Origin of the sequence: Pseudomonas rustica, from assembly GCF_049959085.1 — a bacterium.
Classification (GTDB): Bacteria; Pseudomonadota; Gammaproteobacteria; order Pseudomonadales; family Pseudomonadaceae; genus Aquipseudomonas; species Aquipseudomonas rustica.
On the sequence record NZ_CP188200.1, the window covers coordinates 1,381,295 to 1,405,000 of the forward strand.

General features: G+C 60.2%; 27 protein-coding genes. 8 read left to right on the top strand and 19 right to left on the bottom strand.

Translation table 11 applies throughout. From position 1 onward, the window contains the following. Positions 1–139 precede the first annotated feature (139 nt). Genes ACP3TY_RS06510 through ACP3TY_RS06545 form a run of 8 tightly spaced genes read right to left on the bottom strand, consistent with a single transcriptional unit; the run spans position 140 to position 6,400 of the window. Positions 140–1,042, bottom strand: coding sequence for a metal ABC transporter substrate-binding protein (locus ACP3TY_RS06510; RefSeq protein ID WP_426619529.1), 903 nt, complete (start codon positions 1,040–1,042; stop codon positions 140–142). Continuing rightward, positions 1,043–1,942, bottom strand: coding sequence for a metal ABC transporter permease (locus tag ACP3TY_RS06515; protein ID WP_007917717.1), 900 nt, complete (start codon positions 1,940–1,942; stop codon positions 1,043–1,045). Beyond that, positions 1,942–2,790 (bottom strand): metal ABC transporter ATP-binding protein, encoded by an 849-nt coding sequence (locus ACP3TY_RS06520; RefSeq protein ID WP_426619530.1) that lies wholly within the window; start codon positions 2,788–2,790, stop codon positions 1,942–1,944. Before ACP3TY_RS06520 ends, ACP3TY_RS06515 begins: the two co-directional genes overlap by 1 nt. Continuing rightward, positions 2,787–3,716, bottom strand: a complete 930-nt coding sequence (locus tag ACP3TY_RS06525; RefSeq protein ID WP_053122200.1) for a metal ABC transporter substrate-binding protein — start codon at positions 3,714–3,716, stop codon at positions 2,787–2,789. The genes ACP3TY_RS06520 and ACP3TY_RS06525 overlap by 4 nt, the downstream gene beginning before the upstream one ends. Positions 3,717–3,751: 35 nt before the next feature. Continuing rightward, complete coding sequence (locus ACP3TY_RS06530) at positions 3,752–4,327, bottom strand: DUF6162 family protein (protein WP_053122198.1); 576 nt, start codon at positions 4,325–4,327, stop codon at positions 3,752–3,754. Continuing rightward, positions 4,324–4,665 carry a hypothetical protein gene (locus tag ACP3TY_RS06535; RefSeq protein ID WP_053122197.1) on the bottom strand — a complete coding sequence of 114 codons (342 nt, stop codon included), beginning with the start codon at positions 4,663–4,665 and terminating at the stop codon, positions 4,324–4,326. Before ACP3TY_RS06535 ends, ACP3TY_RS06530 begins: the two co-directional genes overlap by 4 nt. Continuing rightward, positions 4,662–5,204, bottom strand: a complete 543-nt coding sequence (locus ACP3TY_RS06540) for a hypothetical protein (protein ID WP_053122195.1) — start codon at positions 5,202–5,204, stop codon at positions 4,662–4,664. Before ACP3TY_RS06540 ends, ACP3TY_RS06535 begins: the two co-directional genes overlap by 4 nt. Next, entirely contained in the window at positions 5,201–6,400 is a 1,200-nt protein-coding gene (locus tag ACP3TY_RS06545) for a PepSY-associated TM helix domain-containing protein (protein ID WP_426619531.1), read from the bottom strand. Before ACP3TY_RS06545 ends, ACP3TY_RS06540 begins: the two co-directional genes overlap by 4 nt. Positions 6,401–6,802: 402 nt before the next feature. Between ACP3TY_RS06545 and leuC the strand changes: the two genes are divergently transcribed. Together leuC and leuD are read left to right on the top strand one after the other, a co-directional pair. After that, positions 6,803–8,221, top strand: coding sequence for a 3-isopropylmalate dehydratase large subunit (gene leuC / locus ACP3TY_RS06550; RefSeq protein WP_426619532.1), 1,419 nt, complete (start codon positions 6,803–6,805; stop codon positions 8,219–8,221). Further along, on the top strand, positions 8,218–8,832 hold the full coding sequence (gene leuD / locus ACP3TY_RS06555) for a 3-isopropylmalate dehydratase small subunit (protein WP_426619533.1): 615 nt from the start codon (positions 8,218–8,220) through the stop codon (positions 8,830–8,832). Before leuC ends, leuD begins: the two co-directional genes overlap by 4 nt. A gap of 84 nt (positions 8,833–8,916) precedes the next feature. Here leuD and ttdR read toward each other — a convergent pair whose 3' ends face one another. The 4 genes from ttdR to soxR all read right to left on the bottom strand — a co-directional run bounded on the left by ttdR (position 8,917) and on the right by soxR (position 12,025). Further along, positions 8,917–9,867 (bottom strand): L-tartrate utilization transcriptional activator TtdR, encoded by a 951-nt coding sequence (gene ttdR, locus ACP3TY_RS06560; RefSeq protein ID WP_426619534.1) that lies wholly within the window; start codon positions 9,865–9,867, stop codon positions 8,917–8,919. A 24-nt stretch (positions 9,868–9,891) separates the two neighbouring features. Continuing rightward, positions 9,892–10,767 carry an alpha/beta fold hydrolase gene (locus tag ACP3TY_RS06565; RefSeq protein WP_426619535.1) on the bottom strand — a complete coding sequence of 292 codons (876 nt, stop codon included), beginning with the start codon at positions 10,765–10,767 and terminating at the stop codon, positions 9,892–9,894. A gap of 214 nt (positions 10,768–10,981) precedes the next feature. Next, positions 10,982–11,440 carry a VOC family protein gene (locus tag ACP3TY_RS06570; RefSeq protein ID WP_426619536.1) on the bottom strand — a complete coding sequence of 153 codons (459 nt, stop codon included), beginning with the start codon at positions 11,438–11,440 and terminating at the stop codon, positions 10,982–10,984. A gap of 132 nt (positions 11,441–11,572) precedes the next feature. Continuing rightward, positions 11,573–12,025 carry a redox-sensitive transcriptional activator SoxR gene (gene soxR, locus ACP3TY_RS06575; protein WP_400648394.1) on the bottom strand — a complete coding sequence of 151 codons (453 nt, stop codon included), beginning with the start codon at positions 12,023–12,025 and terminating at the stop codon, positions 11,573–11,575. Between the two features lie 93 nt (positions 12,026–12,118). Between soxR and ACP3TY_RS06580 the strand changes: the two genes are divergently transcribed. Next, positions 12,119–12,484, top strand: a complete 366-nt coding sequence (locus tag ACP3TY_RS06580) for an antibiotic biosynthesis monooxygenase (protein ID WP_400648397.1) — start codon at positions 12,119–12,121, stop codon at positions 12,482–12,484. Here the strand turns inward: ACP3TY_RS06580 and ACP3TY_RS06585 are convergent. The 4 genes from ACP3TY_RS06585 to msuE all read right to left on the bottom strand — a co-directional run bounded on the left by ACP3TY_RS06585 (position 12,481) and on the right by msuE (position 16,653). After that, positions 12,481–13,584: a sigma-54 interaction domain-containing protein gene (locus ACP3TY_RS06585; RefSeq protein WP_426619537.1), complete on the bottom strand. Its 1,104-nt coding sequence runs from the start codon at positions 13,582–13,584 to the stop codon at positions 12,481–12,483. The genes ACP3TY_RS06580 and ACP3TY_RS06585 overlap by 4 nt on opposite strands. A gap of 36 nt (positions 13,585–13,620) precedes the next feature. Then, a complete protein-coding gene (locus ACP3TY_RS06590; protein ID WP_400648400.1) occupies positions 13,621–14,808 on the bottom strand; it encodes an acyl-CoA dehydrogenase family protein in 1,188 nt (395 codons plus the stop codon). Positions 14,809–14,933: 125 nt separating this feature from the next. Beyond that, on the bottom strand, positions 14,934–16,079 hold the full coding sequence (gene ssuD, locus ACP3TY_RS06595) for an FMNH2-dependent alkanesulfonate monooxygenase (RefSeq protein WP_053122175.1): 1,146 nt from the start codon (positions 16,077–16,079) through the stop codon (positions 14,934–14,936). 10 nt (positions 16,080–16,089) lie between these two features. Continuing rightward, positions 16,090–16,653, bottom strand: coding sequence for an FMN reductase (gene msuE / locus ACP3TY_RS06600; protein ID WP_053122173.1), 564 nt, complete (start codon positions 16,651–16,653; stop codon positions 16,090–16,092). A 391-nt stretch (positions 16,654–17,044) separates the two neighbouring features. Between msuE and ACP3TY_RS06605 the strand changes: the two genes are divergently transcribed. The 4 genes from ACP3TY_RS06605 to ACP3TY_RS06620 all read left to right on the top strand — a co-directional run bounded on the left by ACP3TY_RS06605 (position 17,045) and on the right by ACP3TY_RS06620 (position 21,267). Continuing rightward, the gene (locus tag ACP3TY_RS06605) at positions 17,045–17,314 is read left to right on the top strand and encodes a hypothetical protein (protein WP_053122171.1); all 270 of its coding nucleotides are present in this window, start codon (positions 17,045–17,047) and stop codon (positions 17,312–17,314) included. A gap of 101 nt (positions 17,315–17,415) precedes the next feature. Beyond that, positions 17,416–18,030 carry a LysE family translocator gene (locus ACP3TY_RS06610; RefSeq protein WP_426619538.1) on the top strand — a complete coding sequence of 205 codons (615 nt, stop codon included), beginning with the start codon at positions 17,416–17,418 and terminating at the stop codon, positions 18,028–18,030. A 205-nt stretch (positions 18,031–18,235) separates the two neighbouring features. Then, entirely contained in the window at positions 18,236–19,402 is a 1,167-nt protein-coding gene (locus ACP3TY_RS06615; protein WP_212543659.1) for an aminotransferase class V-fold PLP-dependent enzyme, read from the top strand. A gap of 56 nt (positions 19,403–19,458) precedes the next feature. Then, entirely contained in the window at positions 19,459–21,267 is a 1,809-nt protein-coding gene (locus tag ACP3TY_RS06620) for an aminopeptidase P family protein (protein ID WP_426619539.1), read from the top strand. A 49-nt stretch (positions 21,268–21,316) separates the two neighbouring features. Here the strand turns inward: ACP3TY_RS06620 and ACP3TY_RS06625 are convergent, their stop codons facing one another. Both ACP3TY_RS06625 and ACP3TY_RS06630 read right to left on the bottom strand, forming a co-directional pair. Further along, entirely contained in the window at positions 21,317–21,913 is a 597-nt protein-coding gene (locus tag ACP3TY_RS06625) for a 2-hydroxychromene-2-carboxylate isomerase (protein WP_401241697.1), read from the bottom strand. A gap of 37 nt (positions 21,914–21,950) precedes the next feature. Next, positions 21,951–22,679, bottom strand: a complete 729-nt coding sequence (locus ACP3TY_RS06630) for an SDR family oxidoreductase (protein WP_212543656.1) — start codon at positions 22,677–22,679, stop codon at positions 21,951–21,953. Between the two features lie 92 nt (positions 22,680–22,771). Here ACP3TY_RS06630 and ACP3TY_RS06635 point away from each other — a divergent pair, with 92 nt between their 5' ends. Next, entirely contained in the window at positions 22,772–23,335 is a 564-nt protein-coding gene (locus ACP3TY_RS06635) for a TetR/AcrR family transcriptional regulator (RefSeq protein ID WP_426619540.1), read from the top strand. Between the two features lies 1 nt (position 23,336). On the opposite strand, the gene ACP3TY_RS06640 is transcribed toward ACP3TY_RS06635, so the two are convergent. After that, positions 23,337–23,618 carry a hypothetical protein gene (locus tag ACP3TY_RS06640; RefSeq protein ID WP_053122157.1) on the bottom strand — a complete coding sequence of 94 codons (282 nt, stop codon included), beginning with the start codon at positions 23,616–23,618 and terminating at the stop codon, positions 23,337–23,339. Between the last annotated feature and the right edge of the window lie 88 nt (positions 23,619–23,706).

The following is a 23,706-nucleotide window of genomic DNA, read 5'->3' on the forward strand; positions in this document are numbered from 1 at the left end:
TCAGGCAAAAACAAACCCGCTGAACCGGTGACGGTTAGCGGGTTTTTTTATGTCCTTAAAAGATCGCAGCCTTCGGCAGCTCCTACATTGGTAAGCATAAATCCTGTAGGAGCTGCCGAAGGCTGCGATCTTTTGATCTTCAGCCCTTCAATCCTTTAAGCACCAAATCCACATTCCCCTCCAGCTCCGCCACCGGATCCGCCGTATCGGTACTCAACACCACCAACCGACTTCCCGAGGCCGCCACCGCCGCTTTCACCGCCTCCGAAGGCTGACGATGATGCAGCACCACCGCCACATCATTGTCCTTGAGTGTCGCCGTCAGTTTCTGCAGATCCTCAGCCGTCCATTCCGCATCCGGCCGTGGATCCTGGCCGACCAACTCCAGATTGAGGCTGCCAATCAAATAGCCAAAGTGATCACTCAAACTCATCACACTCAGATTATCCGCGCTGGCCAACTTCGCCTCGCTGTCGGCACTGAGTTTGAGCAAACGCTGTTTCAACGCCGCCAGATTCGCTTCTATTTTCGGCTTGGCGCTCGGTGCCAGACGCACCAGATCCGCCGCCATCACGTCGGCCATGCGCCCCATGTTGTTGCTCGCCAGCCACGGCTGACTGTTCAAACCGTCCACCTTCAAATCCGGCTGCACAGCGATGCCGGGCAGGGCGCCGTCCACCGGGCGTGCGGCGTCGACCTCAACGATACGGATATTGCTGCGCCGAGAAATCGGGTACAGCGGATCATCGGCCCACAGCGAGCGCACGCCGATCACCGCGTCGGCGTCGGTCGCCAGTTTGCTCAGCGCCGGCGCGCCGCGTCCGGTGAAGTAAGCGGTCTGGCGACTGCCCGGCAGATTCGCCGGCGCCGCGCGTTCGAGCTTGACGTCAGTGCCTTTGAGCAACACTTCGCCCAAGCCGTAAGTGATCGGCAACGAGGCCAGCACGTGCAGCGGCTTGGTGCTTTCAGCGGCGAACACAGGTGTGCTGACCACGCCGCACAGGGCCAAGGCCAAGGTTAGTTTGCGCATTGAAAAAGTCATTTATCCAAGATTCCCTTTCAGACTCGGGACGACACCGCGCGCGATGGCGGCGAGGGCGAAGGCGATGCCGGCAACCAGAATGATCGCGGCGCCGGACGGAATCGGCAGATCAAAGACGATCGGCGCGAGAATTCCGCACAAGGTGCTGACGGTGGCGATCAGTACCGAACACCAGAAGAAGCCCTTGAGCGACTGGCTGAGCAAGCGCGCCGCAGCGGCCGGAATCACCAGCAGCGCACCGACCAGAATCGCACCGATGACTTTTACCGCCGCCACAGTGATCAAGGTCACCAGAATCACAAACAGATAGTCCAGTGTCTTCACCGCGACGCCGCGCACCGCCGCCAGTTGCGGGTTGAAGCTGGCGAGCATGATGCGGTTGTACAGTGGCAGCGCCAACGCCATGACCAGCGAACCGACGATGGCCAGCACCGCCAGATCATTGCCGTTGACGGTCAATACAGAACCGAACAGCACGTTCTCGAGAATGTGCACGTTGATCTTGCCGGCGAGAATCAGCAGCAGGCTCGCACCCAAGGCCAGCGACACCGAGAGGAATACGCCGATCAAGGTATCCGGCGCCAGACCGGTGCGGTTGCGCAGGTAATTGAGCAGGATGCCGAACAACAGGCAGTAACCGAACAGACTGCCGTATGGCCCGGTGTAGGGTTCGCCAAGCAGAATGCCAATGGCCACGCCGGTCAGCGCGGCGTGACCGACTGCTTCGGAGAAAAACGCGAAGCGCTTGACCACCACCAGCGTGCCGAGGCCACCGAGTACCGGGCCGATCAACAGGCCGGCGAGCAGCGCATTGACGACAAAACCGTAGGCCAGCGCTTCCGGCAGATAACCGGACGAGGCCCAGCCTTGAACCATCAAACGAAAGGCTTCGTAACTCATCAGCTCGCGCTCCGTGGATGGGTCGAAAACAGTGTCAGCAGACGCTCCGGGGTCAACGCCTCGCGAGGTGTGGCGTCGAACAGCACGCGACGGTTGAGGCCGGTGACGCGATCGGCCAGACGGCCGACGGCTTCCAGATCATGTTCGATCCACAACACCGTGATGCCGGCCGCGCGCCAATCGCCGAGCAGGCGTTCGAACACCTGAATCCCGGCTTCGTCGAGGGCCGACATCGGCTCATCGAGCACCAGCAATTGCGGCGCCGGAATCAAACCCTGTGCGAGCAAAACCCGCTGCCGCTCACCGCCGGACAGCGCGCCCATGCGCCGCTTGCGTTTGTCCTGCATGCCGACGCGTTCCAGCGCATCACCGATAGCGCCGGCGTAGTGTTTGCTCAAACCAAGAAATGCCGGGCGACGCTGGCACATCGCGGCCATGAAATCGTCGACGGTCATCGGCAGGCCGCGATCGAATTCCAGCGCTTGCGGCACATAACCGATGGTGCCGGGCTCGCCGGGCCATTGCAGGCTGAGCTGGCCTTGATGCGGCATCTGCCCGAGCAGGGTTTTGATCAACGAACTCTTGCCGCCACCGTTCGGGCCGACCAATGCGTGTACGTTGCCGGGCTGCACCTGAAAAGTGACCTTGTCGAGGATCGTCGTCCGCCCCAGCGTCAGACAAACCTCCGCAAAATCCAATGTCGGCCCCGAAACCTGTAGGAGTGAGCCTGCTCGCGATAGCGGAGTGTCATCCAACAATGATGCTGGCTGATCTGGCCCCATCGCGAGCAGGCTCACTCCTACAGGGGATTCGGTGTTTTCGGGAGAGAGGGTTTCTTTTGAAGTCATGCCCCCGACTCCTGAATCGCCCGCACCACGGTGTTGAGGTTGCCGGTCATTTCCTTTTCGTACTTGTCGGCGGTGTATTCGCCGTAGGAAATATGCGACAGCGGGTACAGCTTCACCCCGGATTCACGCTGAATGGTATCGACGTAACTCGACGGGAAATCCATCTCCGAGAAGATCACTTTCACGTCCAGTTCGCGCAGTTGATCGATGGTCTTCTTTAACTGGCTCGGGCTCGGCTCGATGCCGTGCGCCGGCTCAACCACTGCCGTCACTTCCAGACCGAATTCACGCAGCAGGTAGTCGTAAGCCGCGTGTACTGTGGCCACGCGCAGCTCGGCGTTCGGCGCCTCGGTCAGCTTGGCCAACGCGTCGGCGCGCATCTGCCGCAGGCGTTTGCCGTAGGCGCGGGCGTTCTGCGTGTAAGTTTTGGCGTTGTCCGGGTCGAGTTTGCCCAGTTCGCGGGCGATGTTGTTGACCTGGGCGATCGAGGCGCTGATCGACAAGAACGTGTGCGGGTTGACCACTTTGCCGGCCCCGCGCGCGGCGACCCCGGTGGCGGCCAAGAGCGGCACGTTTTCGTTGGCTTCGATGGTTTTGACGTTCGGCGTTTCGCTGGCGGCGATCATGCGGTCGGCAAAATCATCATGGCCGACACCGTTGAGCACGATCACGTCCAGCCCGCTGATGCGCTTGATGTCCTCGGCGCGCGGCTCGTAGGCGTGCGGGTTGAAACCGGCCGGAATCAGCGGCACCACTTCGGCCTTGTCGCCGACGATGTTCGCCACATAGCTGTAATACGGATGCAGGGTGATGCCAATGCGCAGGCGTTTGGCCTGATCGGCGCTGGCCAACGGGCTCAGCAGGCAGGCACAGAGACCGGCTAAAAACAGACGCAACAATGGACGGCGGGACGATGAAATAGACATGGGCAAACGGTCTTCTCTCGGGTGAGGGCGAGGAATCAATGGCGATGTTCGCGGGTAACCCCGGCATCGTATTGCGCGACGATCTGTTTCCAGCCCGACGCGGACAGGGCGGCGTCGGTCAGTTCGGTCGGCACTTTGAGATCGGCATCGCGGTTGAGCCAGATGTCCGGTGCAGCGCTGTGATCGGCGCTCAACAGCATCACGAACGAACCGGCGACGGCGGGTGCCTGGCTGTGGCCGAAATAGGCAGTGTCGGCCAGCAATTGCCAGGCATGACCGCCGCGACTGACCGAACTCGCATCCTGAGCAAACGGCGCGAAACCTTCGTCAGCCAGATTTTTTGGGGTCGGCAAGGTTTGCTGTTCTTCGCGCAGCAGACGGATTTCGTCGAGGGTCACCCGCAGATCGGCATAGATGCCTTGCTCCGAAGCACTGAGATCGCGGCGCGCATCGAACTGATGGCTGGCGACCGGCTCCGGCTCATGCGACACCCCGCGCCACGCCACCACCGAACCGGCGACCGCGAGAATCAGCAGGCACAACAGCAGCACATTGAGGGTTTCATGGCCGGCACCGGCCGGGCGGACGACTTGCGTGGTGGGCGTACTCATGGGGCCTCAATATCCGCTTGGTCGATTTCGACGACGTGGCCGGGACCCGCGTCGAACAGCACGTAGAATTCGGCGCCGGGTTTTTTGAAGGTCAGCGTTGAATCGCTGCCAAGCTTGCCCGGCACCAGAATCGTTTCGTCGTAACCGATCACGTCGAGGGTCACGCCGGGGGCGCCGCTGCCGTCGGAAAAACCGCCGGTGCATTTGATCTGGTCGGCGTCGATGGCTTTGCATTCGCACATCGGGTTATGCGCCAGAGCGCTGCCAGTGAAACCGGCGCAGAGCACCAGCAACGCGGCGCTCAGCCGCAGGCGGGAAGGGCGTTGCGAGCGGGTCATGGTTTGGCTCCTTGTTGAGTCAGCCAGGCAATGGTGGCGGGGGAGGCCTGGCTCAGGGGAATCGAGGCCTGATGCATGCTGCCGTCCCAGCCTTCCATGGTGATCCACAGTTCGGCGTCGGCTTTGGTTTTCTCCGGCACCGGCAACTGCGCGCCCATGCGGTACGGCGCGCCGAAGAAAATCACCCCGGCGGCGCGCAGGCTGCGCGGTTTGCCGATGCGCAGATAAGTGGCTTTGACTTTGTCGATGCAAGCATCACAAAGCGCGGCGTTGAAGCCTTTCATGTAGCCGGCCGGGCCTTCCAGACGTGGCGCCTCGTTGCGCAATTCGGCGAGGCGCAGGCTCCACGGGCCGACTGCGATTTCGCCGACTTCGCGTTCACCGAGGCCGGCATCGCCGCGAAACAGCGCGACATCGGCGAAGTATTTCGGCATGAAACCCAGCGGGATCAGCAGCAACAGCACGTTGATATGGAAACGCCATTTGTGCCAGAACACGCTCAAGCGCGACGGTTGCGGCAAAGCTGCGGACTTGCTCATGGGTTGACCTCCGACGTTTCCCGGCGCATCGCCGGTTGCGCCTGCACGCGGTTTTTCTTCGATTCACGCTTGAGTGCATTGGCCGTGGCCAGCGCGGTGCGTTTGGTCCAGATCAGCAAACCGCTGAGCACCATCATGCTCAGCAGCAGGCCGAAGAAGAACCAGATCAACTTGATCCACAACCCGCCGAAGTCGCCGGTGTGCAGCGGGCGCATGGATTCGGTGACGAACTCCAGCGACGTGCGGTCGCTCAACAAACGTGAAGTGGCCAACTCACCGCTGTAAGGATCGAGCGTCGCGGTCTGGAACATCAACGGATACCAGCCGCGACCGCCGACGTTGAGGTGGGTATAGGCGTTGGCCGGCAGGCTGACGAAGCTGACTTCGAGGCCGGGGATTTTCTCTTGGGCGATTTCAATGGCGCGATCCAGACTGATGCGCGGCGGCGGGTTGCCGTCGGCCGAGATCGGCACCGCTTCACGGGACATCGCCGGAATGATCGGTTCGCTGGAGATGGAAATGTGGTTGTCGAACAGCAGCGCCTGAATCAGAAACCAGGTGCCGGTGATCGAGATCACGGCGATAAACCAGATCGACCAGATGCCACTGAGGCGGTGGAAATCGCCCCAGAAAATTCGCGCGCCGTGGCGAAAGCGCAGGGTCGGACTAAAGAATCCTTTCCAGAAGCGTTTATAAACCACCAGCCCGGTGACCAGCGAAGCCAGCAACGGCAGACCGAGGAACGACACCAGGTACCAGCCCCAACTGAAACCGTTGGTGAACGGCACCAGCCACCAGCCATGCAGGGCGCGGGTAAAGGCCTGGAAGTTGAAGTCGGGCGCGACTCCCTGAATCACCCCGGTATACGGGTTGACGTAAACGGTCTGCTCGCGGCCGTCCGGGTAGCTGACCTGCACGTCCAGGGCAAAATGCGACTCATCCGGGCGGCTGATGCTCTCGACCACGGTGCGTGGTTCGGCTTTTTTGATCGCCGCGAGTACCTGGTCGTAGCTGAGCAGCGGTGCGTCGTCGGTCGGTTGGCTGGCGCGCATTTGCGGGTTGGCCAGCCAGACGATTTCCTGGCTGACCACCGCCAGCGTGCCGGTGACACAGACGATCAGCACAAAGAACCAGATCGGTAACGCCAGCCAGCTATGAACGAGGAACCACAGTTTGGAGCGGGATTTCTTCGACATGATTGCGCGTCTTGATTTCGATGGAAGGGCGCGGTACCACGGGCTTCGCAGCACAGCAGTCCCCGAACGACCGGTCGTGGCTTTTGCCTACGCGAACGGCCTGCATCTCTATAAGACGAATGAGCGACGCAAATCCCGAAAAGCGATATGAAAGCAAATGTTTCGCAATTCGCCGAATTATCACGGCCCCTTGTAGGAGTGAGCCTGCTCGCGATGGCGTCGCGTCAGTCGATTAATTTATTGGCTGTTATATCGCTATCGCGAGCAGGCTCACTCCTACAAAAGCGTAGGGCGGGGGGATTGAACACGATTCATGATCTGCGCCATCACTGTCTGGCAATTGATGGGGGGCAGCGCCTGCCTATGATGGGAATCACTTGGATTGCTTGAGTGAATGCCCTGATGAGCCCCAGAACCCTTTACGACAAACACATCGATTCCCACACGGTCTGCCGTCTCGACGATCAGGGGCATGTGCTGCTGTATATCGACCGTCAGGTGATCAACGAATACACCAGCCCGCAAGCGTTCAGTGGCTTGCGCGCGGCTGGGCGCGAAGTGTGGCGGCCGGGCACGGCGCTGGCGGTGGTCGATCACGTCAACCCGACCACGCCTGTGCGCATCGCCGCGATGCCCGATGCCGGCGGTGCGCGGCAAGTGTCGTATCTGGCGGAGAACTGCCGGGACTTCGGCATCGAACTGCTGGACATCCTCGACAAGCGCCAAGGCATCGAACACGTAATCGCGCCCGAACAAGGCTTCATCCTGCCGGGCATGGTCATCGCAGCCGGCGACAGCCACACCACGACTTATGGCGCACTTGGCGCGTTCGGATTCGGCATCGGCACCTCCGAGATCGAGCACCTGCTGGCCTCGCAGACACTGGTCTACAAACGCCTGAAAAGCCTGCGCGTGACGGTGGATGGCGAGTTGGCGCCGGGCCTGACCTCGAAGGATGTGATCATGGCGCTGATTGGCCAGATCGGCGCGTCCGGGGCCACCGGTTACGCCATCGAATTCTGCGGTTCGACCATCGATGCCTTGAGCGTCGAAGCGCGCATGACCATTTGCAACATGGCCGTCGAGGCCGGTGCGCGCGGGGCCTTTATGGCGCCGGACGAGAAAGTCTTCAGCTACTTGAAAGGCAAACCGCGCGCGCCCCAAGGTGAGCTGTGGGATCGCGGCGTGGAAAAATGGCGCGAATTGCGCAGCGATCCCTACGCGGTGTTCGATCGCGAAATACACCTCGACGCCAGTGGGCTGGAGCCGATGGTCACTTGGGGCACCAGCCCGGACCAGGCCGCAGTCATCGGCGCACGGGTGCCGGATCCGCAAACGATCAGCGATCCGATCCTGCGTCAGGACATGCGCCGCGCCCTCAACTATATGGGCCTCGAAGCGGGCATGGCGCTCAGCGACATCGTCATCAGCCACGCTTTCATCGGTTCATGCACCAACGCGCGGATCGAAGATTTGCGGGATGCCGCCAGCGTCGTGCGCGGGCAACGCGTCTCCGAGCACGTACGCGCGATGATCGTGCCCGGCTCCAGCGAAGTGCGTGCGCAAGCCGAAGCGGAAGGGCTGGCGCAGATTTTTCTCGACGCCGGTTTTGAATGGCGTCAGTCCGGCTGCTCGATGTGCCTGGCGATGAACGACGACGTGCTCGCCCCCGGCGACCGCTGCGCCTCCAGCACCAACCGCAATTTCGAAGGCCGCCAGGGCGCCGGCGCACGCACGCATTTGATGAGTCCGGCGATGGTCGCCGCTGCTGCGATCAACGGTCGACTCACCGACATCCGCCACTTTGGAGAACGCCCATGAGCATGCAACCCTTCACTCAGGTCAGCGGTCAGGCCGCGCCGTTTCTGGCGGCCAACGTCGACACCGACGTAATCATGCCGAAACAGTTTCTCAAGGGCATCGATCGCCAAGGACTGGATCGCGGGGTGTTTTTCGATCTGCGATTTTTGCCGGATGGCAGGCCCAATCCTGATTTCGTGCTCAATCAAGCGGCATGGCAGGGCGCGAGTTTTTTGGTGGTCGGGCCGAATTTTGGCTGCGGTTCCAGTCGTGAGCACGCGGTGTGGGGGTTACAGCAGTTGGGCGTTCGCGCGTTGATCGGCAGCAGTTTCGCCGGAATCTTTTATGACAACTGCCAGCGTAACGGGGTGTTGTTGATCACCCTGGAAGAGGCGCAGGTGCAGCGGATCGGCCAGCTTGTTGGTCAGGCTGAAACGGCGCGGATCAGCATTGATCTGGACGAGCAGCAGATTGGTTTGGCGGATGGCAGTGTGATCGATTTCCAGATCGATACCCTGCGCAAAACCTCGCTGTTGCTGGGGCTGGATGCGATTGGCAGCACCTTGCAACGCCGCGAACAGATCCACGAGTTCGAACGCCAGCACCTGGCCAGTAATCCCTGGTTGTCCTGACCAAAAAGATCGCAGCCTGCGGCAGCTCCTACATGGAACACATTGCCCTGTAGGAGCTGCCGCAGGCTGCGATCTTTTGATCTTCTAAACAGACAACTCTTTGAAGTGTTCCTGCAAGAATTCCACACACGCCCTCAACTTCCCAGAATTCGCCAATCGCGTCGGGTACACCGCCCAGACATTCGCGCTCTGCCCGTAATCCTCCAGCACCTGCACCAGCAACCCTTGCTCCAGCAACGGTTTCACATCCCACAATGAACGCAGCAACACCCCACGCCCATCCAGCGCCCATTGCAGAACGATCTCGCCATTGTTCGACGACAACGGCCCGCTGACCCGCACACTTTCCTGCCCGCCCTCGCGATCCAGATTCCAGATGCCGAAAGCGTTGTCGCGTTCCTTGATCACCAGGCAGTCATGCTGCTGCAAGTCCTCCAGCGTCAGCGGCGTGCCACGTCGTTGCAGATAGTTCGGCGCCGCGCACAGCACGCGTCGATTGCTCACCAGACGTCGACCGATGTGCTGCCCGGGAATGTCATCGCCGACGCGGATTTCCAGGTCGAAACCTTCGTTGATGATGTCCACCACCCGATCAAACAGGTCGAGACGAATCTGCAGTTCCGGGTAGCGCTCGGCCAGCAACGACACCGCTGGCGCCACGTGATTGCGACCGAAACCGAAACTGCTGCAGATGTGCAAACGCCCACGCGGTCTGTCGTGGGCGTCGGAAAGTTCGTCGTGCAGTTGCTGGAAGTCATCAAGAATGCGCAACGCCCAGCGCTGCACACGCTCGCCATCCTCGGTCAGCGAGACGCGCCGACTGGTGCGATGCAGCAGGCGTGTGCCAAGGGTGGTTTCGAGAATCTGGATGCGTTTGCTGACATAGGCGGGCGACAGGCCCAACTCATCGGCCGCGGCGGCAAAGCCGTTTTTGCGGATCACGGTGAGCAGCACACGCAGGTCTTCGGGCAGGGGCACGGAGTCTTTCTTCTGGGACATGTCAAAACGCACGCTGGCGGCAGAAGCCGCCAGCATAGCACCGCGATTTACAAGCTCTGTTCAGCGCAGAAAGGCCAGCGCTTCTGCAAGCAACAGTCCGGGGACTTCTTCGGCGATGTAATGGCCGGCGGGCAGGGCCTGGCCGGTGACGTTCGTCGCCACTTGCTGCCATTCCTTGAGCGGATCGAAACAGCGGCCGACGGTGCCTTCGGCGCCCCACAGCACCCGCAGCGGCAAACCCAAATGATGATGGGCGGCGATGTCGGCGCGGTCGTGTTCCAGATCGATGCCGGCGCTGGCGCGGTAATCTTCGCAGATGCCGCGTGCGCTGCCGGGTTGTTGCAGGCAGCGGCGGTATTCGCTGAAGGCTTCGTCGGTGAACGGTTTGAGGCCGGCGCTGCGACTGCCCATCACGCTGCGCAGATAACCTTCCGGGTTGGCTTCGATCAGCGTTTCCGGCAGCGGCGCCGGGCGAATCAGGAAGAACCAGTGCCAGTAGGCGCGGGCGAAGGCTTCGTTGGTTTGGGTGTACATCGCCAGGGTCGGGGCGATGTCCAGCAGCATCATGCGTTGCACGGCGGCGGGGTGGTCGAGGGCGAGGCGATGAGCGACGCGCGCGCCACGGTCGTGGGCGAGGATCGAGAATTGCTCGAAGCCCAGCGCTTGCATTAAGTCGACGTTGTCGCGGGCCATTTCGCGTTTCGAGTAGCTGAGGTGCAACTCGTCAGCGTCGGGGCGACTGCTGTCGCCGTAACCGCGCAGGTCGGCGGCGACCACGGTGAAATGTTCGGCCAGTTGTTCGGCAATCTTGTGCCAGATCACATGGGTCTGCGGATGGCCGTGCAACAGCAACAGGCCCGGCCCGCTGCCGCCGACGCGGTAGGCAATGTCGACGCCGTTGACGTGGCGCTGGTCTTTGAGAAATCCGGCAAACATCGGGCTGATCCTTGTTTCAGGGTTCTTGTGGCCTGCATCCTGAAAGCGTCCGGGGTTTGGGGCAAGGCGCAAAGCGTGATGGGCGGGTTCATGAAGTGTGATTTGTTTGTCAGTACCGGCCCCATCGCGAGCAGGCTCACTCCTACAATTGGAATGCAGTCCCCCTGTAGGAGTGAGCCTGCTCGCGATAGCGCCTATGCAAACACTGCAAAACCTAACCCTGGCTAAACATCTCCATCGCTCTTTGCCTGATCTGCTCCTCAGTCAAATCCTCCTTGCGCGAGGCCAGAAACCACAGATGCCCATACGGATCCTTCAACGTCCCGCTGCGATCACCGTAAAACTGATCCTTGACCTCCGACACCGATGTCGCCCCGGCATCCAGCGCTCGCTGAAATGACTTGTCGACATCCGTTACATACAGATGCAAACCAACCGACACCGCTTGATCCGGACTGCTCAACGGCCCCTGATCACACGGCGAACCGAGCATGATCGCGCTGTCACCGATGCGCAGTTCGGCGTGGCCAATGCCGCCGTCGGGCATGGACAGGCGCATGACTTCGGTGGCACCAAACGCTTTTTTGTAGAACTCGATGGCCTCGGCGGCTTTGTGAATGCCGAGGTAGGGGGTGATGCTGTGATACCCCTCGGGAATGGGTTTGACGCTCATGACCTTCTCCCTGATTGTTGTTTTGCGAGGTGAAGGATCACTATAGAACTGTCCGCGCACACCAGACTTTTGCCCGACGAGCAGCACCTAATCTGGGGGGGTACACCCAACCCTTGCCACAGGGGGTTTCAGTCAATCCTTGGGGAAGTGCGGCCCAGGCCCTTGTTCACCCAACACATCGCCCTGATTGCGCAGCGGGCAGGCTTCCATTGAAAGGCAGCCACAGCCAATACAGCCATTCAACCGATCCCGCAGCAGCATCAACTGCTCGATCCGTTCATCCAGTTCCCGCCGCCACTGCTCGGACAACACCCGCCAATCCGCCGCCGTCGGCGCACGGTCATCCGGCAAAATCTTCAGCGCTTCGCCAATTTCCGCCAACGGAATCCCCAGCCGTTGCGCAACCTTGATCAATGCCACCCGCCGCAGCACCTCACGCGGATAGCGCCGCTGATTGCCGGCATTACGCTGGCTCTTGATCAGTCCCTTCGATTCATAGAAGTGCAGCGCCGTCACCGCCACGCCACTGCGCGCCGCGACTTCGCCAACCGTTAGCTGCTTGTGCACATGTTCTTTGCTGATCATTGGAAAACAGCTCTTGACCTTGACTTAACTAGAGGTTTTACCCTGCAGGCCTTCGAGTCGCAAGATTCGCCTTACAGCCAAGTGGGGACTTTCATGCAAGCAGCAGCGAAAAATCGCAGTTTCACCCAGTTGATCGAATTCGAAATCGAACCACGTCAGCAGCCGGCATTGGTCAATGCGCTGTCGGTACAGACTGAACGTCTGGCCCAGCGCTACGCGGGATTTGTCAGTGCCAGCGTGCAGGCCAGCGACGATGGCCGGCGCGTATTGAGTTTTCTGCAATGGCAGACCCGCGAAGCGGGGGAGGCGGCGTTTCGCAGTTTCGAGAGCGGCGAGCAGGACTTCTGGCAGTTGATCCACACGCATCAAGCGAAAACCATCACCTTCAATTCCTTTCAGGTGCTCAGCAGCATCGCCCGCAGTCACGACGATGCGCTGCACTGCAATCTGGTCGGCTAGATCGACAGTTGAAGCAGGCGTTCGCCGTGCAGATTGGCGGGTGCCCGGCGCTTGTTCACTGCCAGTTCGCCGATGTTGATCAACCGTGTGCGCGTGACGTTGCGGCTCAGGCCGAGCAGGGCGGCGGTGTGCACTTGGTTGTAGTGGCAGAAGCGGTAAGCCGCGCGCAGCAACGCGTCTTCGACTTTTTCGTGGAGGGCGCCGGCCTGTTGCGCGAAGAGTTTTTGAAAGGCCTGCTCCAGCAATGCTTCCGGTGAGTCGTCGGCGCTGTTGTGATGATCGTCCGGGCGCTCGATGCGCAGATTGGACAGGCGCAAATCATCACGTTCGATCACGCCGTTACGGCAGATCAACAAGGTGTGATGGATGACGTTTTCCAGTTCGCGGATGTTGCCCGGCCAACTGTAACCGCGCAGTTTGTGCTCGGCGCCGGGGCTGATGCTGACTCGCCCGTAACCGAGACGCTGGCTGTAGGCCTCAATGAAATGCCGGGTCAGCGGCAGGATGTCGCCGGGGCGATCACGCAACGGACTGAGTTCCAGATTGACCACGTTGAGGCGGTAATACAGATCCTCACGGAAATTGCCGGCATTGATGGCTTTTTCCAGTTGCACGTTGGTCGCGGCCAAAACCCGCACATCGATCGGAATGCTTTTACGCGAACCGAGCCGCACCACTTCGCGCTCCTGCAACACGCGCAACAACTTGACCTGAATCGCCATCGGCAGATCGCCGATCTCGTCGAGAAACAAGGTGCCGCCGTCCGCCTCTTCGAACCAGCCAGCCTTGGCGCTCAAGGCGCCGGTGAACGCGCCTTTTTCATGACCAAACAATTCGGCCTCGACCAGCGACTCGGAAAACGCGCCGCAATTGACCGCGATAAACGGCCGATGGCGACGGTTGCTCAGGTTATGAATATGCCGCGCCACCAACTCCTTGCCGGTACCGGTCTCGCCGATGATCAGCACGCTGGCCTCGCTCGGTGCAACCTGTTGCAAATGCGCGAGCAGGGCTTGGGACTTCGGATCTTCGAACACCTGCGCGGTGGCACGGATCGACGTGGCCAGCGCGGGTGAGGGCGGTAAGGTCAGCAGTTGCATGGGCTCGTCCTTCTTTTTAGTTCAAATGCAGACAGGTCAGGAATAGAAAGTCGGCACCGGCAGCGACTGGTTCAGCGCCCAGTCGCCCAGTTCATGGAGTTTGTAATCCAGCGGGTCGTGCAGGGTTTGCGTGCGCAAGTTGCGCCAGTGCCGATCGAGACGCAGCGAGGCGTGGGTCGAGCGCGCGCCGGTGACTTCGAACAGACGGCTGCAAATCTCCAGACCCTGACGGCTGGCCGCGACTTTGGCGGTGGCAATCGCCGTGGCGACATGCCCGCGTTCTTCGGCGCTGAGGTTTGCGCCTTTCGCCCACGCTTCATCCAGCAACGCCGCCGCGCGTTCGACCAATAAACGAATGCCTTCGAGGGCCACCCAGAACTCGCCGAAATGCGCGAGCACATACGGGTCTTCACTGACTTCGCGCGCCGAGGATTTGTGCCAGAGCCGTGTTTCCTTGAGGGTGTACTGCCGCGCTTCTTCGAACGCACCTTCGGCAATCCCGAGAAACATATGCGTGAAAGTCAGCTGCGCGATCAGTGGTCGCAAGCAAGCGAACGGCGTGCTCAGCGGGCCCGGATCAAGCAGCAGCTCCGACTCTTCGACACGCACCCGTTCAAATGTCGCGCTGCCGCTGTCGGTCTGACGCTGGCCGATATTGTTCCAGTCGTTGTGCAAAGTGATGCCGCTGCGGCCGCTGGGAATCGCCGCGATCAGCAACTTGCCGCCCGCGCTTTCATCGACTGCCGAGGCAATCAACATCTGCGAATCGCTGGCGCCGGAGCAGAAGCTTTTCTTCCCGGAAAACTCACGCCAGCCACCGAGGTTTTTGACCACGGTGCGGGTGTCGAGCGGGTTCAGCGCGTTGCCCCAAAACCAGTTCTGCCGCGCGGTCTGTTCGAACCACGGCTGCCATTGTTCCGGTCGCGAGAACAGGCGCACGGTGGCGAGCATCAGATGATGAAAGCCGAAGACGTGGGCAATCGAGCTGTCGACCTTGGCGAACTCGCGGACGATCTGCAGGGTTTCACTCCACGTCGCGCCGAGGCCGCCGTAGCGGGTGGGAATGCTCAGGGCCAGCAGGCCGCTGTCGCGCAGAGCATCGCGCTCGGCTTTCGGCGTGCCACCGCGCTCGTCGCGTTCGACGGCGGTGAGGGCAAACTCGGCGGCCAGTTGGCGGGCGGTTTGCAGCGGGGATAACAGGGTACTTTGCGGTTTGGCGGTCACACCAACACTCCTGAATTCAATCTTCCCGTGTAGGAGCTGCCGCAGGCTGCGATCTTTTGATCCGGTTTTTTAGAAAATCAAAGTCAAAAGATCGCAGCCTGCGGCAGCTCCTACAGGGGATTTGTTTATGCCGTGGCTTTAGTGGGCAGCACATCATTGGCAATCATTTCGCCAAACGGCCCGGTCAGGTTGGTCACGCCACGTCCGGCCAGGCTCGCGTACGGCTCGGGCAGCAGCGGGAACACCAGCTCGGCAAAGCGGTAAGCCTCTTCCAGATGCGGATAACCGGAGAAGATGAAGCTTTCGATGCCCAGATCCGCGTACTCCTTGATCCGCGCTGCCACTTGTTGCGGATCGCCAACCAGCGCCGTCCCCGCGCCGCCGCGCACCAGACCGACACCGGCCCACAGGTTCGGGGCGATTTCCAGGTTGTCGCGACGGCCATCGTGCAACGCCGCCATGCGCCGCTGGCCTTCGGAGTCAAAGCGCGAAAAGGATTTCTGCGCCGCTTCTATCGTCTCGTCGCTGATGTGCTCGATCAGCTTGTCCGCAGCTTTCCATGCCTCTTCGGCGGTTTCGCGGACGATCACGTGCAGACGAATACCGAACTTCACCGTGCGACCGTGGCGCGCCGCGCGTTCGCGCACATCAGCGATTTTTTCTGCGACCGCCGCCGGAGGTTCGCCCCAGGTCAGGTAGACATCAACCTGCTCGGCGGCCAGATCATGCGCCGCATCGGAGGAGCCGCCGAAGTACAGCGGCGGGTAAGGTTTCTGCACAGGCGGGTAGAGCGCTTTGGCGTTCTGCACTTTCAGGTGCTTGCCCTCGAAATCCACCGATTCGCCTTGCAGCACGCGGCGCCAGATTTTCAGGAATTCATCAGTCACTTCATAGCGTTCACTGTGGCTGAGGAAGCTGCCGTCGCCACGGTTTTCATCCGGGTCGCCGCCGGTCACCACGTTGATCAACAAGCGGCCGTTGGACAATCGATCCAGCGTCGCCGCCATCCGTGCCGATACGGTCGGCGAGATGATCCCCGGTCGAATCGCCACCAGGTAACGCAGGCGTTCGGTCAACGGCACCAGTGCCGAGGCGATCACCCACGAGTCCTCGCAGGAACGCCCGGTCGGGATCAACACACCGTGATAACCGAGGCTGTCAGCGGCTTGCGCGACTTGTTTCAAATAGTTGAGCGTGACCGGGCGCGCACCTTGGGTGGTGCCCAGATAGTGGCCGTCGCCGTGGGTCGGCAGGAACCAGAAAACATCCATGAACAGCTCCTTAAGCGATCTTTAGCAACGGTTTGATTTGCGTGGCGAACAGCGGCGCAGCGCGTTCGGCGGCCAGACGGATGCGCGCTTTCAGCGGTTCGCTGGTGATCTGGTAGTCGGCGAAATCGGCTTCGGTGGCGTACACACCAATCGGCAAGGTCACGGCCTGGAAGAAACTGAACAGCGGGCGCAATTGGTGATCAAGCACCAGCGCATGGCGTTCGCTGCCACCGGTGGCAGCGAGCAGCACCGGGGTATCGATCAGCGCATTGAGGTCGATCAGGTCGAACAAATGCTTGAGCAGCCCCGGGTAAGAACCGCGATAAACCGGCGCTGCAACAATCAGCAAATCCGCTTGTTCGATGGCTTGCAGCTCGGCCTCGACTTCGGCGCTCAGCTCCTGACGCGAGAGGGCACCGCCGAGCGGACGGGCAATGTCACCGAGTTCGATCAGATGGCTGTCGATCGGCAAATGCCCGGCGAGTTCGGCCAGCAAGGCCTGGGTCAGCACCAACGTACGCGAGGGACGCCAGGTTCCGCCGGAGAGGGCGACGACTTTCAGAGGACGCGACATGATCAATTCCTTGTTTTCAACAGTTGCTCAGCGAGCAGTGGCTAAGTCACTGGGCTTGAGCAAACGCTGTACCAATTCCTGGAGGCCCGGTGTGGCGGGGCTTTGAGTGTTTTGCTAGCGGCCGTTTGTACGAATTTCAGGTGGCTTTGTTGAACCGCTGTTGCCTGGGCAACAGTTGCTGGAGCAACACTGAAGCGCCAATGGGGAGAAGTTATAAAGGCTAGTTGTTATTCCGCAAAAGACCTTTAATCGATATTTATAGATCGTTAACGAATATGTCAGAGGCTCTGCGAAAATCCTGATAGCCACTATTGAGAGCGTTGATTTCTGCGCGAGCGAGCCCGGGCGTAGCCTTTGTCCATCGCCTACCACTGCTCGCCAGGACGCTCCCATGAATCATCTACTGACTGTTTCGCTGCTGCTCGCTGTCTCTGTACTCGCCGGTTGTGCCGGTCACGTTTCGCCAGAATTGCGGCCTTACAGCGCAGAAGAATCCCGCGAACTGGCGATGGAAGCACTGAACCGCAGTGGTTTGTCCTTCGACGAATATCACGCGAAAAAAGCCCAACTGCTCGGCCAGCCACAGAAGACTTTCGGCTTCGATAAACAAGGTGAGATGAGCGCCGAGCGAGCTGTACAGCTGCACGGTCGCCCTAGCTGATAACAAACTGTACTGCTGGAAGTTTTACTCAACTGTCCGTGGGTTTGCGCGGTGGCGTGAGATAGGGTCAACACCTGAATGACCCTGACGGATTGCCCACCATGACCCTCTCGCTTGATCTGCTGCTGGGCTTTGCCCTGTTTGCCCTTGTCACCTCGATTACGCCGGGGCCGAACAACGCCATGTTGCTGGCATCGGGCGTGAACTTCGGCTTTAACCGCACCATTCCACACATGCTGGGTATTACCTGCGGATTTTTCGTGTTGGTGGTGGCGGTCGGTTTTGGGCTCGGCGCGGTGTTTCAAACCTATCCCATTCTTTATACGATCCTGCGCTACGTCGGCGCGGCGTATCTGCTGTATCTGGCGTGGAAAATCGCTCACTCGGGGCCGGTGGGCGACAACGTTCAGGGCGAGGCCAAACCGATCAGTTATCTCGGCGCTGCGGCGTTTCAGTGGGTCAATCCAAAGGCGTGGATCATGGCCATCGGCGCAATCAGCACCTACACGCCGATGCAGGGTTATTTCACCAATGTCGTGGTGATCGCGGCCGTTTTCGCCATCATCAACCTGCCGAGTGTCGGCGTCTGGGCTGCCTGCGGCACGCTGTTGCGCAATGTGTTGAAAGATCCGCGCTGGTTGCGCGTGTTCAACTGGGGCATGGCCGCGCTGCTGGTGATTTCGCTGTACCCGTTACTTCTCGAAAGCTTTCACTGACGCATAGCCTTCAACCCGCGGCCCGATGCCTGTTAAGCTCGCTTCAGGAGCGTTCCTACGCACTTTTAAATGAAGTTGTTCTTCTTTAACGGCATCCGATCAGGTATTGATGACGCTCTCGAACTGACGCGCAGCTCACAAGGCTGCGCGGTGCCGTTTGCAGACACGAGCCTCCTGATCCCGGAACACGCTCTGCGAGTCTTTTATGAACACACGTCCGTTGTATTTCGATTACGCCGCCACCACCCCGGTGGACGAGCGGGTCATCCAGGTGATGATCGAATGTCTGGGGTTTCACGGTAACTTCGGTAACCCGGCTTCCAGCTCCCACGCCTTCGGCCAGCAGGCCCGGCACACGGTCGAGCAGGCGCGCCGGCAAGTCGCCGAACTGGTGGGCGCCCAAGCCGAACAGATTGTCTGGACGTCCGGCGCCACCGAGTCCAACAACCTCGCCCTCAAAGGCGTGGCACAGGCGCGCGGCGTGTCCGGCGGCCACATCATCACCAGTCAGATCGAACACAAAGCCATTCTCGATACCGCCCGCCAATTACAGGACGCCGGCATCGCCGTGACCTATCTGGTGCCGGACGCCGATGGCCTGATCACGCCGCAGGCGGTCAGTGAAGCGCTGCGCGAGGACACCTTTCTGGTGTCGCTGATGCTGGTCAACAATGAGTTGGGCACCGTCAACGACGTGCAAGCGATTGGCGAAATCGTGCGCAACCGTGAAGCGCTGTTTCACGTTGATGCGGCGCAGGGGGCCGGCAAAGTGGCGATCGATCTGGCGCAGTGGCCGGTCGACCTGATGTCGTTTTCGGCGCACAAACTCTATGGCCCCAAAGGCATCGGCGCGTTATATGTCGGCCCACGGGCACAGCAAAAGCTGCAGGCACAAATTCACGGTGGCGGCCACGAAGGTGGCTTGCGTTCCGGGACGCTGGCAACTCATCAGATCGCCGGAATGGGCTCGGCGTTTGCGCTGGCGGCTGCCGCGTTTGATGACGAAAAAAGCACGATTGTCGCGTTGCGCGAACGTCTGCTCGAACAATTGCTGAGCCTGCCCGGCGTACGCCTCAATGGCAGCGCCAGTCAGCGCATTCCGCACACCTTGAGCCTGACGTTCAGCGAAGGCGAATTCAACAGCGCCGCGCTGAGCCATTCGATCGCGTTTTCCGCGACCTCAGCGTGTAACTCCGCCAGTAACGCACCGTCTCACGTGCTGTTAGCGCTGGGGCATGATGCGCACCTGGCCGGGCGCACCATTCGCCTGAGCCTCGGCCGTTTCACCACCGCCGACGATATCGACAAGGCTTGCGAACTGATCAAGACCGCCTGCGCCAGTGCTCCGGCATTCTGGGCGACAGGGCTGTAAACCAGCCGACCTAACGGCTACGAACAATAACGATGAAGTGATTAGCAGGAGACATGATGAGTACCCAGACCTTGACCGAAGGATCGGTGCCCCAGCGCCTGGCGCACACCCGCGAGCTGATGCGTCGCGAAGGCATTCACGCACTCTTGGTGCCGTCTGCCGACCCGCATCTGTCGGAATATCTGCCGGGTTACTGGCAGGGCCGGCAGTGGCTGTCGGGTTTCCACGGTTCGGTGGGCACTTTGATTGTCACCAACGATTTCGCCGGTGTCTGGGCCGACAGCCGTTACTGGGAACAGGCAACCAAAGAACTCAACGGCAGCGGCATCGAACTGGTCAAGTTGCAGCCGGGTCAACCGAGTCCGCTGGACTGGCTGGCTGAGCAAACGCCGGAAGGTGGCGTGGTCGCCGTCGATGGCGCAGTAATGGCTGTGGCCTCGGCGCGCACGTTGAGCAGCAAACTCGAAGCGCGTGGCGCGCGTTTGCGTACCGACATCGATTTGTTGCAGGAAGTCTGGAGCGATCGCCCGACGCTACCGAATGCAGCGATCTATCAGCATCTGCCACCACAGGCGACCGTCAGCCGTGGCGAAAAACTCGCCAAGCTGCGCGAAACCTTGCAGACACGTGGCGCTGATTGGCACTTCATCGCCACCCTCGACGACATCGCCTGGCTGTTCAACCTGCGCGGCGGCGACGTGTCGTTCAACCCGGTGTTTGTGTCCTTTGCGTTGATCAGTCAACAGCAAGCCACGTTGTTCGTGGCGCTGAGCAAGGTTGATGCGGATTTGCGCGCCGTGCTGGAAGCCGATGGCGTCACCCTGCGTGACTACAGTGAAGTCGCTGAAGCCTTGCGCGCCGTGCCGAGTGGTTCGAGTGTGCTGGTGGATCCGGCGCGGGTCACCAGCGGACTGCTGGAAAACCTCGACAGCGGCGTGACGCTGGTCGAAGGTCTTAACCCGACAACGCTGGCCAAGTCGCAGAAAAGTGAAGCCGATGCTCAGCACATCCGCCAAGCGATGGAGCAGGACGGCGCGGCGCTGTGCGAATTCTTCGCCTGGCTGGAGTCGGCCTGGGGTCGTGAGCGGATTACCGAGCTGACCATCGACGAGAAACTCACCGCTGCCCGTGAACGTCGTCCGGATTATGTCTCGCTGAGTTTCAACACCATTGCCGCGTTCAACGCCAATGGCGCGATGCCGCACTATCACGCCACCGAAGAAGAGCACGCGGTGATCGAGGGTGATGGTCTGCTGCTGATCGACTCGGGTGGTCAGTACCTCGGCGGTACCACTGACATCACGCGAATGGTGCCGGTCGGTACACCAACCGAAGAGCAGAAACGCGATTGCACGCGCGTGCTCAAAGGCGTGATTGCACTGTCGCGAGCGCAGTTCCCGAAAGGCATTCTGTCGCCGCTGCTCGACGCCATCGCCCGCGCGCCGATCTGGGCTGAGAGTGTCGATTACGGTCACGGCACCGGTCATGGCGTTGGCTATTTCCTCAACGTTCACGAAGGCCCGCAGGTGATTGCCTACCAAGCCGCGCCAGCACCGCAAACCGCGATGTTGCCGGGCATGATCACCTCGATCGAGCCGGGTACCTATCGTCCGGGTCGTTGGGGGGTGCGCATCGAGAACCTGGCGATGAATCGCGAGGCGGGCAGCAGCGAATTCGGCGAATTCCTCAAGTTTGAAACCTTGACCCTGTGCCCGATCGACACTCGCTGCCTGGTGCCGGCGCTGCTGACTCAGGAAGAGAAACAGTGGTTCAACGCCTATCACGCTGAAGTGCGTGAGCGTTTGAGCCCGTTGCTGGAAGGTGCTGCGCTGGAGTGGTTGAACACGCGTACTGCTGCCATCTAAACGATTGACGCTCGGGCGCTGTCGCCAGCGCCCGAGTGATGGCTTCGAACTAGATCTGGCGCAATGCCTCTTCGACGAAGTCGAGTCGATCCTGACCAAAGAACAACTGGTTGCCGACGAACATGCTCGGTGCGCCAAACACGCCGCGTTTAACCGCAGTCTCGGTATTCTCTTTCAACACAGCTTTGACGGATTCGTCGTTGGTCAGCGCCAGTACTTCCTGCGGATCGAAACCGTGTTTACTCAATACCGCTGCGACGGTTTGCGGTTCGTCCATGCTGCGGCCATCGACCCAAAGCGCCGTAAACAGACAATCGATAAACGCTTGGAAGCGTTCAGGCTGACGCAGTTGGATGCCCGTGACGGCGCGCATCAGCATCAACGTGTTGATTGGGAAGTGCGGGTTGAATTTCAGCGGCACGCCGTAGCGTTTTGCATAGCGATCCAGATCTTGAAACATATAGCGACCCTTGGCCGGGATCATCGCGGGGGAGGCGTTGCCGGTCGCCTTGAACACGCCGCCGAGCAGCATCGGGATATAGATCAGTTCGCTGCCAGTCTCTGCGCAGATTTTTGGCAATTGGCTGTAGGCCAGGTACGTGGCAGGGCTGCCGAGGTCGAAATAGAACTCCACGGTTTTCGTCATGGTTGCTGCACTCTCATTATCGTTATGGGCGGCGGGTTTACCAGCGTTCATTCCATGGACGCAGATCCAGCTCGAATGTCCAGGCATCGCGCGGCTGACTGTGCAGGTACCAATAGTTTTCGGCGATGTGCTCGGGGTTGAGAATGCCATCCTGATCCTTGGTGGCGTATTTCTCCGGGAAACTGTTGCGAATGAAGTCGGTATCGATCGCACCGTCGACCACCACATGGGCGACATGGATGTTCATCGGCCCCAATTCCCTTGCCATGCTTTGTGCCAGTGCGCGGATACCGTGTTTGGCGCCGGCGAATGCGGCAAACCCTGAAGCTCCGCGTAACCCGGCGGTAGCGCCAGTGAACAGGATCGTGCCGCGATTGCGCGTGACCATGCGCTTGGCCACTTCGCGTGCATTGAGGAAACCCGAGAAGCAGGCCATCTCCCAGATCTTGAAATATTTGCGGGCGGTTTCTTCGAGGATGCTGCACGGCACGTTGGCGCCGATGTTGAAGACGAACGCTTCGATCGGGCCAACGCGGGTTTCGATGTCTTCGATCAGCGCGATCACGTCTTCTTCCTTGCGCGCATCGCAGGCGAAACCGTGTGCTTCGCCGCCGTCTGCCTGAATCGCGTCTACCAGCGGCTGCAATTTGTCGGCACTGCGTCTTGTGACGCAGGCAACGAATCCTTCTTTGGCAAAGCGCTTGGCAATCGCGCCCCCCGTGGCATCGCCCGCTCCGACAACCAACACGACCTTTTTGTTATTCATGGGTAGATCCCTTTGCTAAACGATCGTTAAGTGAACGAACGTTATGCTAGGATTCCGACAACGTCAAGGCGGTCAATTTCGAGGGCAAACACATGCGTTACTCCGCCAGTCACAAACTGGAAACCCGGGAAAAGCTGCTGCAGAGCAGTTCGCTGTCGGCAAAGCGTTCGGGGTTTTCTACGGTAGGCGTCGATGGTTTGATGAAGGCTATCGGCTTGAGTGGTGCGGCGTTCTACAGTCACTTCGCGTCGAAGGATGCGTTGTTTACCGCTATCGTCGAGCGCGAATTGGGCCAGAGCTTGGAACGGTTGGGCGGGCATGGCACTCAGGATCACGAGCGACTGCAGCGGTGTCTTAAACATTACTTGAGCATGGCCCATGTCGAGCAGCCTGAGTCCGGCTGTGCCTTGCCATCGCTGGGTGCGGAGATCGCCCGTTCTGATATTCAAGTGCGTGAGCAGGCAGAGCTGTGGATCTGCCGGTTGCAGGAGAGTTGGGCGAAAATATTGGAGAGCGACAGCCTGGCGTGGTCAGTGCTGTCGCAATGTGTCGGGGCGTTGGTGGTGGCGCGTATGCTGGCCACACCGGACATTCAGCACACAGTGCTGAAGTCCAGTCAGGAGGAAATCGCTCGGCAGATCGCCAGACCGCAATGAGTTATTTGCAGATGACGATCATGCTGCGGCTGGTGTAGCCGGCAGGGTTGAGGCCGAAAGGATAATCGCCAGGCTCTTCGACGCCATCCCCCGATTTGGCAATGACTTTATAGCCCTTGGGGGCACAGGCGTTGGCGGCGTGGGTGTAGCACTTGTCCCAGGAGGACGATAGCCCTGAACAGTTGATGTGCAGCCCCTTCTTACCGCGTTTTACCTGGGTTTCCGATGTCGCCGCGCAGCCTGCAACTGCGAGTATGGCGATCAATATCAAAATTCGTTTCATTACCGTCCTTATGGCAGCCAGAAGTCTGTTGCTATGGTCTGCCTGTATGCGATCGCGCTTGAAGCGTTCTGACGTCCGTATTCGAAAA

Bases quoted from the DNA above. Each gene is read 5' to 3' on its own strand.
- ACP3TY_RS06545 (WP_426619531.1), bottom strand. From the start codon at position 6,400: ATGTCGAAGAAATCCCGCTCCAAACTGTGGTTCCTCGTTCATAGCTGG.
- ACP3TY_RS06625 (WP_401241697.1), bottom strand. From the start codon at position 21,913: ATGACGAAAACCGTGGAGTTCTATTTCGACCTCGGCAGCCCTGCCACG.
- soxR (WP_400648394.1), bottom strand. From the start codon at position 12,025: ATGATCAGCAAAGAACATGTGCACAAGCAGCTAACGGTTGGCGAAGTC.
- leuC (WP_426619532.1), top strand. From the start codon at position 6,803: ATGAGCCCCAGAACCCTTTACGACAAACACATCGATTCCCACACGGTC.
- ACP3TY_RS06620 (WP_426619539.1), top strand. From the start codon at position 19,459: ATGAGTACCCAGACCTTGACCGAAGGATCGGTGCCCCAGCGCCTGGCG.
- ACP3TY_RS06565 (WP_426619535.1), bottom strand. From the start codon at position 10,767: ATGTTTGCCGGATTTCTCAAAGACCAGCGCCACGTCAACGGCGTCGAC.
- ACP3TY_RS06570 (WP_426619536.1), bottom strand. From the start codon at position 11,440: ATGAGCGTCAAACCCATTCCCGAGGGGTATCACAGCATCACCCCCTAC.
- ACP3TY_RS06510 (WP_426619529.1), bottom strand. From the start codon at position 1,042: ATGACTTTTTCAATGCGCAAACTAACCTTGGCCTTGGCCCTGTGCGGC.
- ACP3TY_RS06605 (WP_053122171.1), top strand. From the start codon at position 17,045: ATGAATCATCTACTGACTGTTTCGCTGCTGCTCGCTGTCTCTGTACTC.
- ACP3TY_RS06525 (WP_053122200.1), bottom strand. From the start codon at position 3,716: ATGTCTATTTCATCGTCCCGCCGTCCATTGTTGCGTCTGTTTTTAGCC.
- ACP3TY_RS06535 (WP_053122197.1), bottom strand. From the start codon at position 4,665: ATGACCCGCTCGCAACGCCCTTCCCGCCTGCGGCTGAGCGCCGCGTTG.
- ACP3TY_RS06580 (WP_400648397.1), top strand. From the start codon at position 12,119: ATGCAAGCAGCAGCGAAAAATCGCAGTTTCACCCAGTTGATCGAATTC.
- ssuD (WP_053122175.1), bottom strand. From the start codon at position 16,079: ATGGATGTTTTCTGGTTCCTGCCGACCCACGGCGACGGCCACTATCTG.
- ACP3TY_RS06610 (WP_426619538.1), top strand. From the start codon at position 17,416: ATGACCCTCTCGCTTGATCTGCTGCTGGGCTTTGCCCTGTTTGCCCTT.
- ACP3TY_RS06635 (WP_426619540.1), top strand. From the start codon at position 22,772: ATGCGTTACTCCGCCAGTCACAAACTGGAAACCCGGGAAAAGCTGCTG.
- ttdR (WP_426619534.1), bottom strand. From the start codon at position 9,867: ATGCTGGCGGCTTCTGCCGCCAGCGTGCGTTTTGACATGTCCCAGAAG.
- msuE (WP_053122173.1), bottom strand. From the start codon at position 16,653: ATGTCGCGTCCTCTGAAAGTCGTCGCCCTCTCCGGCGGAACCTGGCGT.
- leuD (WP_426619533.1), top strand. From the start codon at position 8,218: ATGAGCATGCAACCCTTCACTCAGGTCAGCGGTCAGGCCGCGCCGTTT.
- ACP3TY_RS06520 (WP_426619530.1), bottom strand. From the start codon at position 2,790: ATGACTTCAAAAGAAACCCTCTCTCCCGAAAACACCGAATCCCCTGTA.
- ACP3TY_RS06515 (WP_007917717.1), bottom strand. From the start codon at position 1,942: ATGAGTTACGAAGCCTTTCGTTTGATGGTTCAAGGCTGGGCCTCGTCC.
- ACP3TY_RS06585 (WP_426619537.1), bottom strand. From the start codon at position 13,584: ATGCAACTGCTGACCTTACCGCCCTCACCCGCGCTGGCCACGTCGATC.
- ACP3TY_RS06615 (WP_212543659.1), top strand. From the start codon at position 18,236: ATGAACACACGTCCGTTGTATTTCGATTACGCCGCCACCACCCCGGTG.
- ACP3TY_RS06630 (WP_212543656.1), bottom strand. From the start codon at position 22,679: ATGAATAACAAAAAGGTCGTGTTGGTTGTCGGAGCGGGCGATGCCACG.
- ACP3TY_RS06540 (WP_053122195.1), bottom strand. From the start codon at position 5,204: ATGAGCAAGTCCGCAGCTTTGCCGCAACCGTCGCGCTTGAGCGTGTTC.
- ACP3TY_RS06640 (WP_053122157.1), bottom strand. From the start codon at position 23,618: ATGAAACGAATTTTGATATTGATCGCCATACTCGCAGTTGCAGGCTGC.
- ACP3TY_RS06530 (WP_053122198.1), bottom strand. From the start codon at position 4,327: ATGAGTACGCCCACCACGCAAGTCGTCCGCCCGGCCGGTGCCGGCCAT.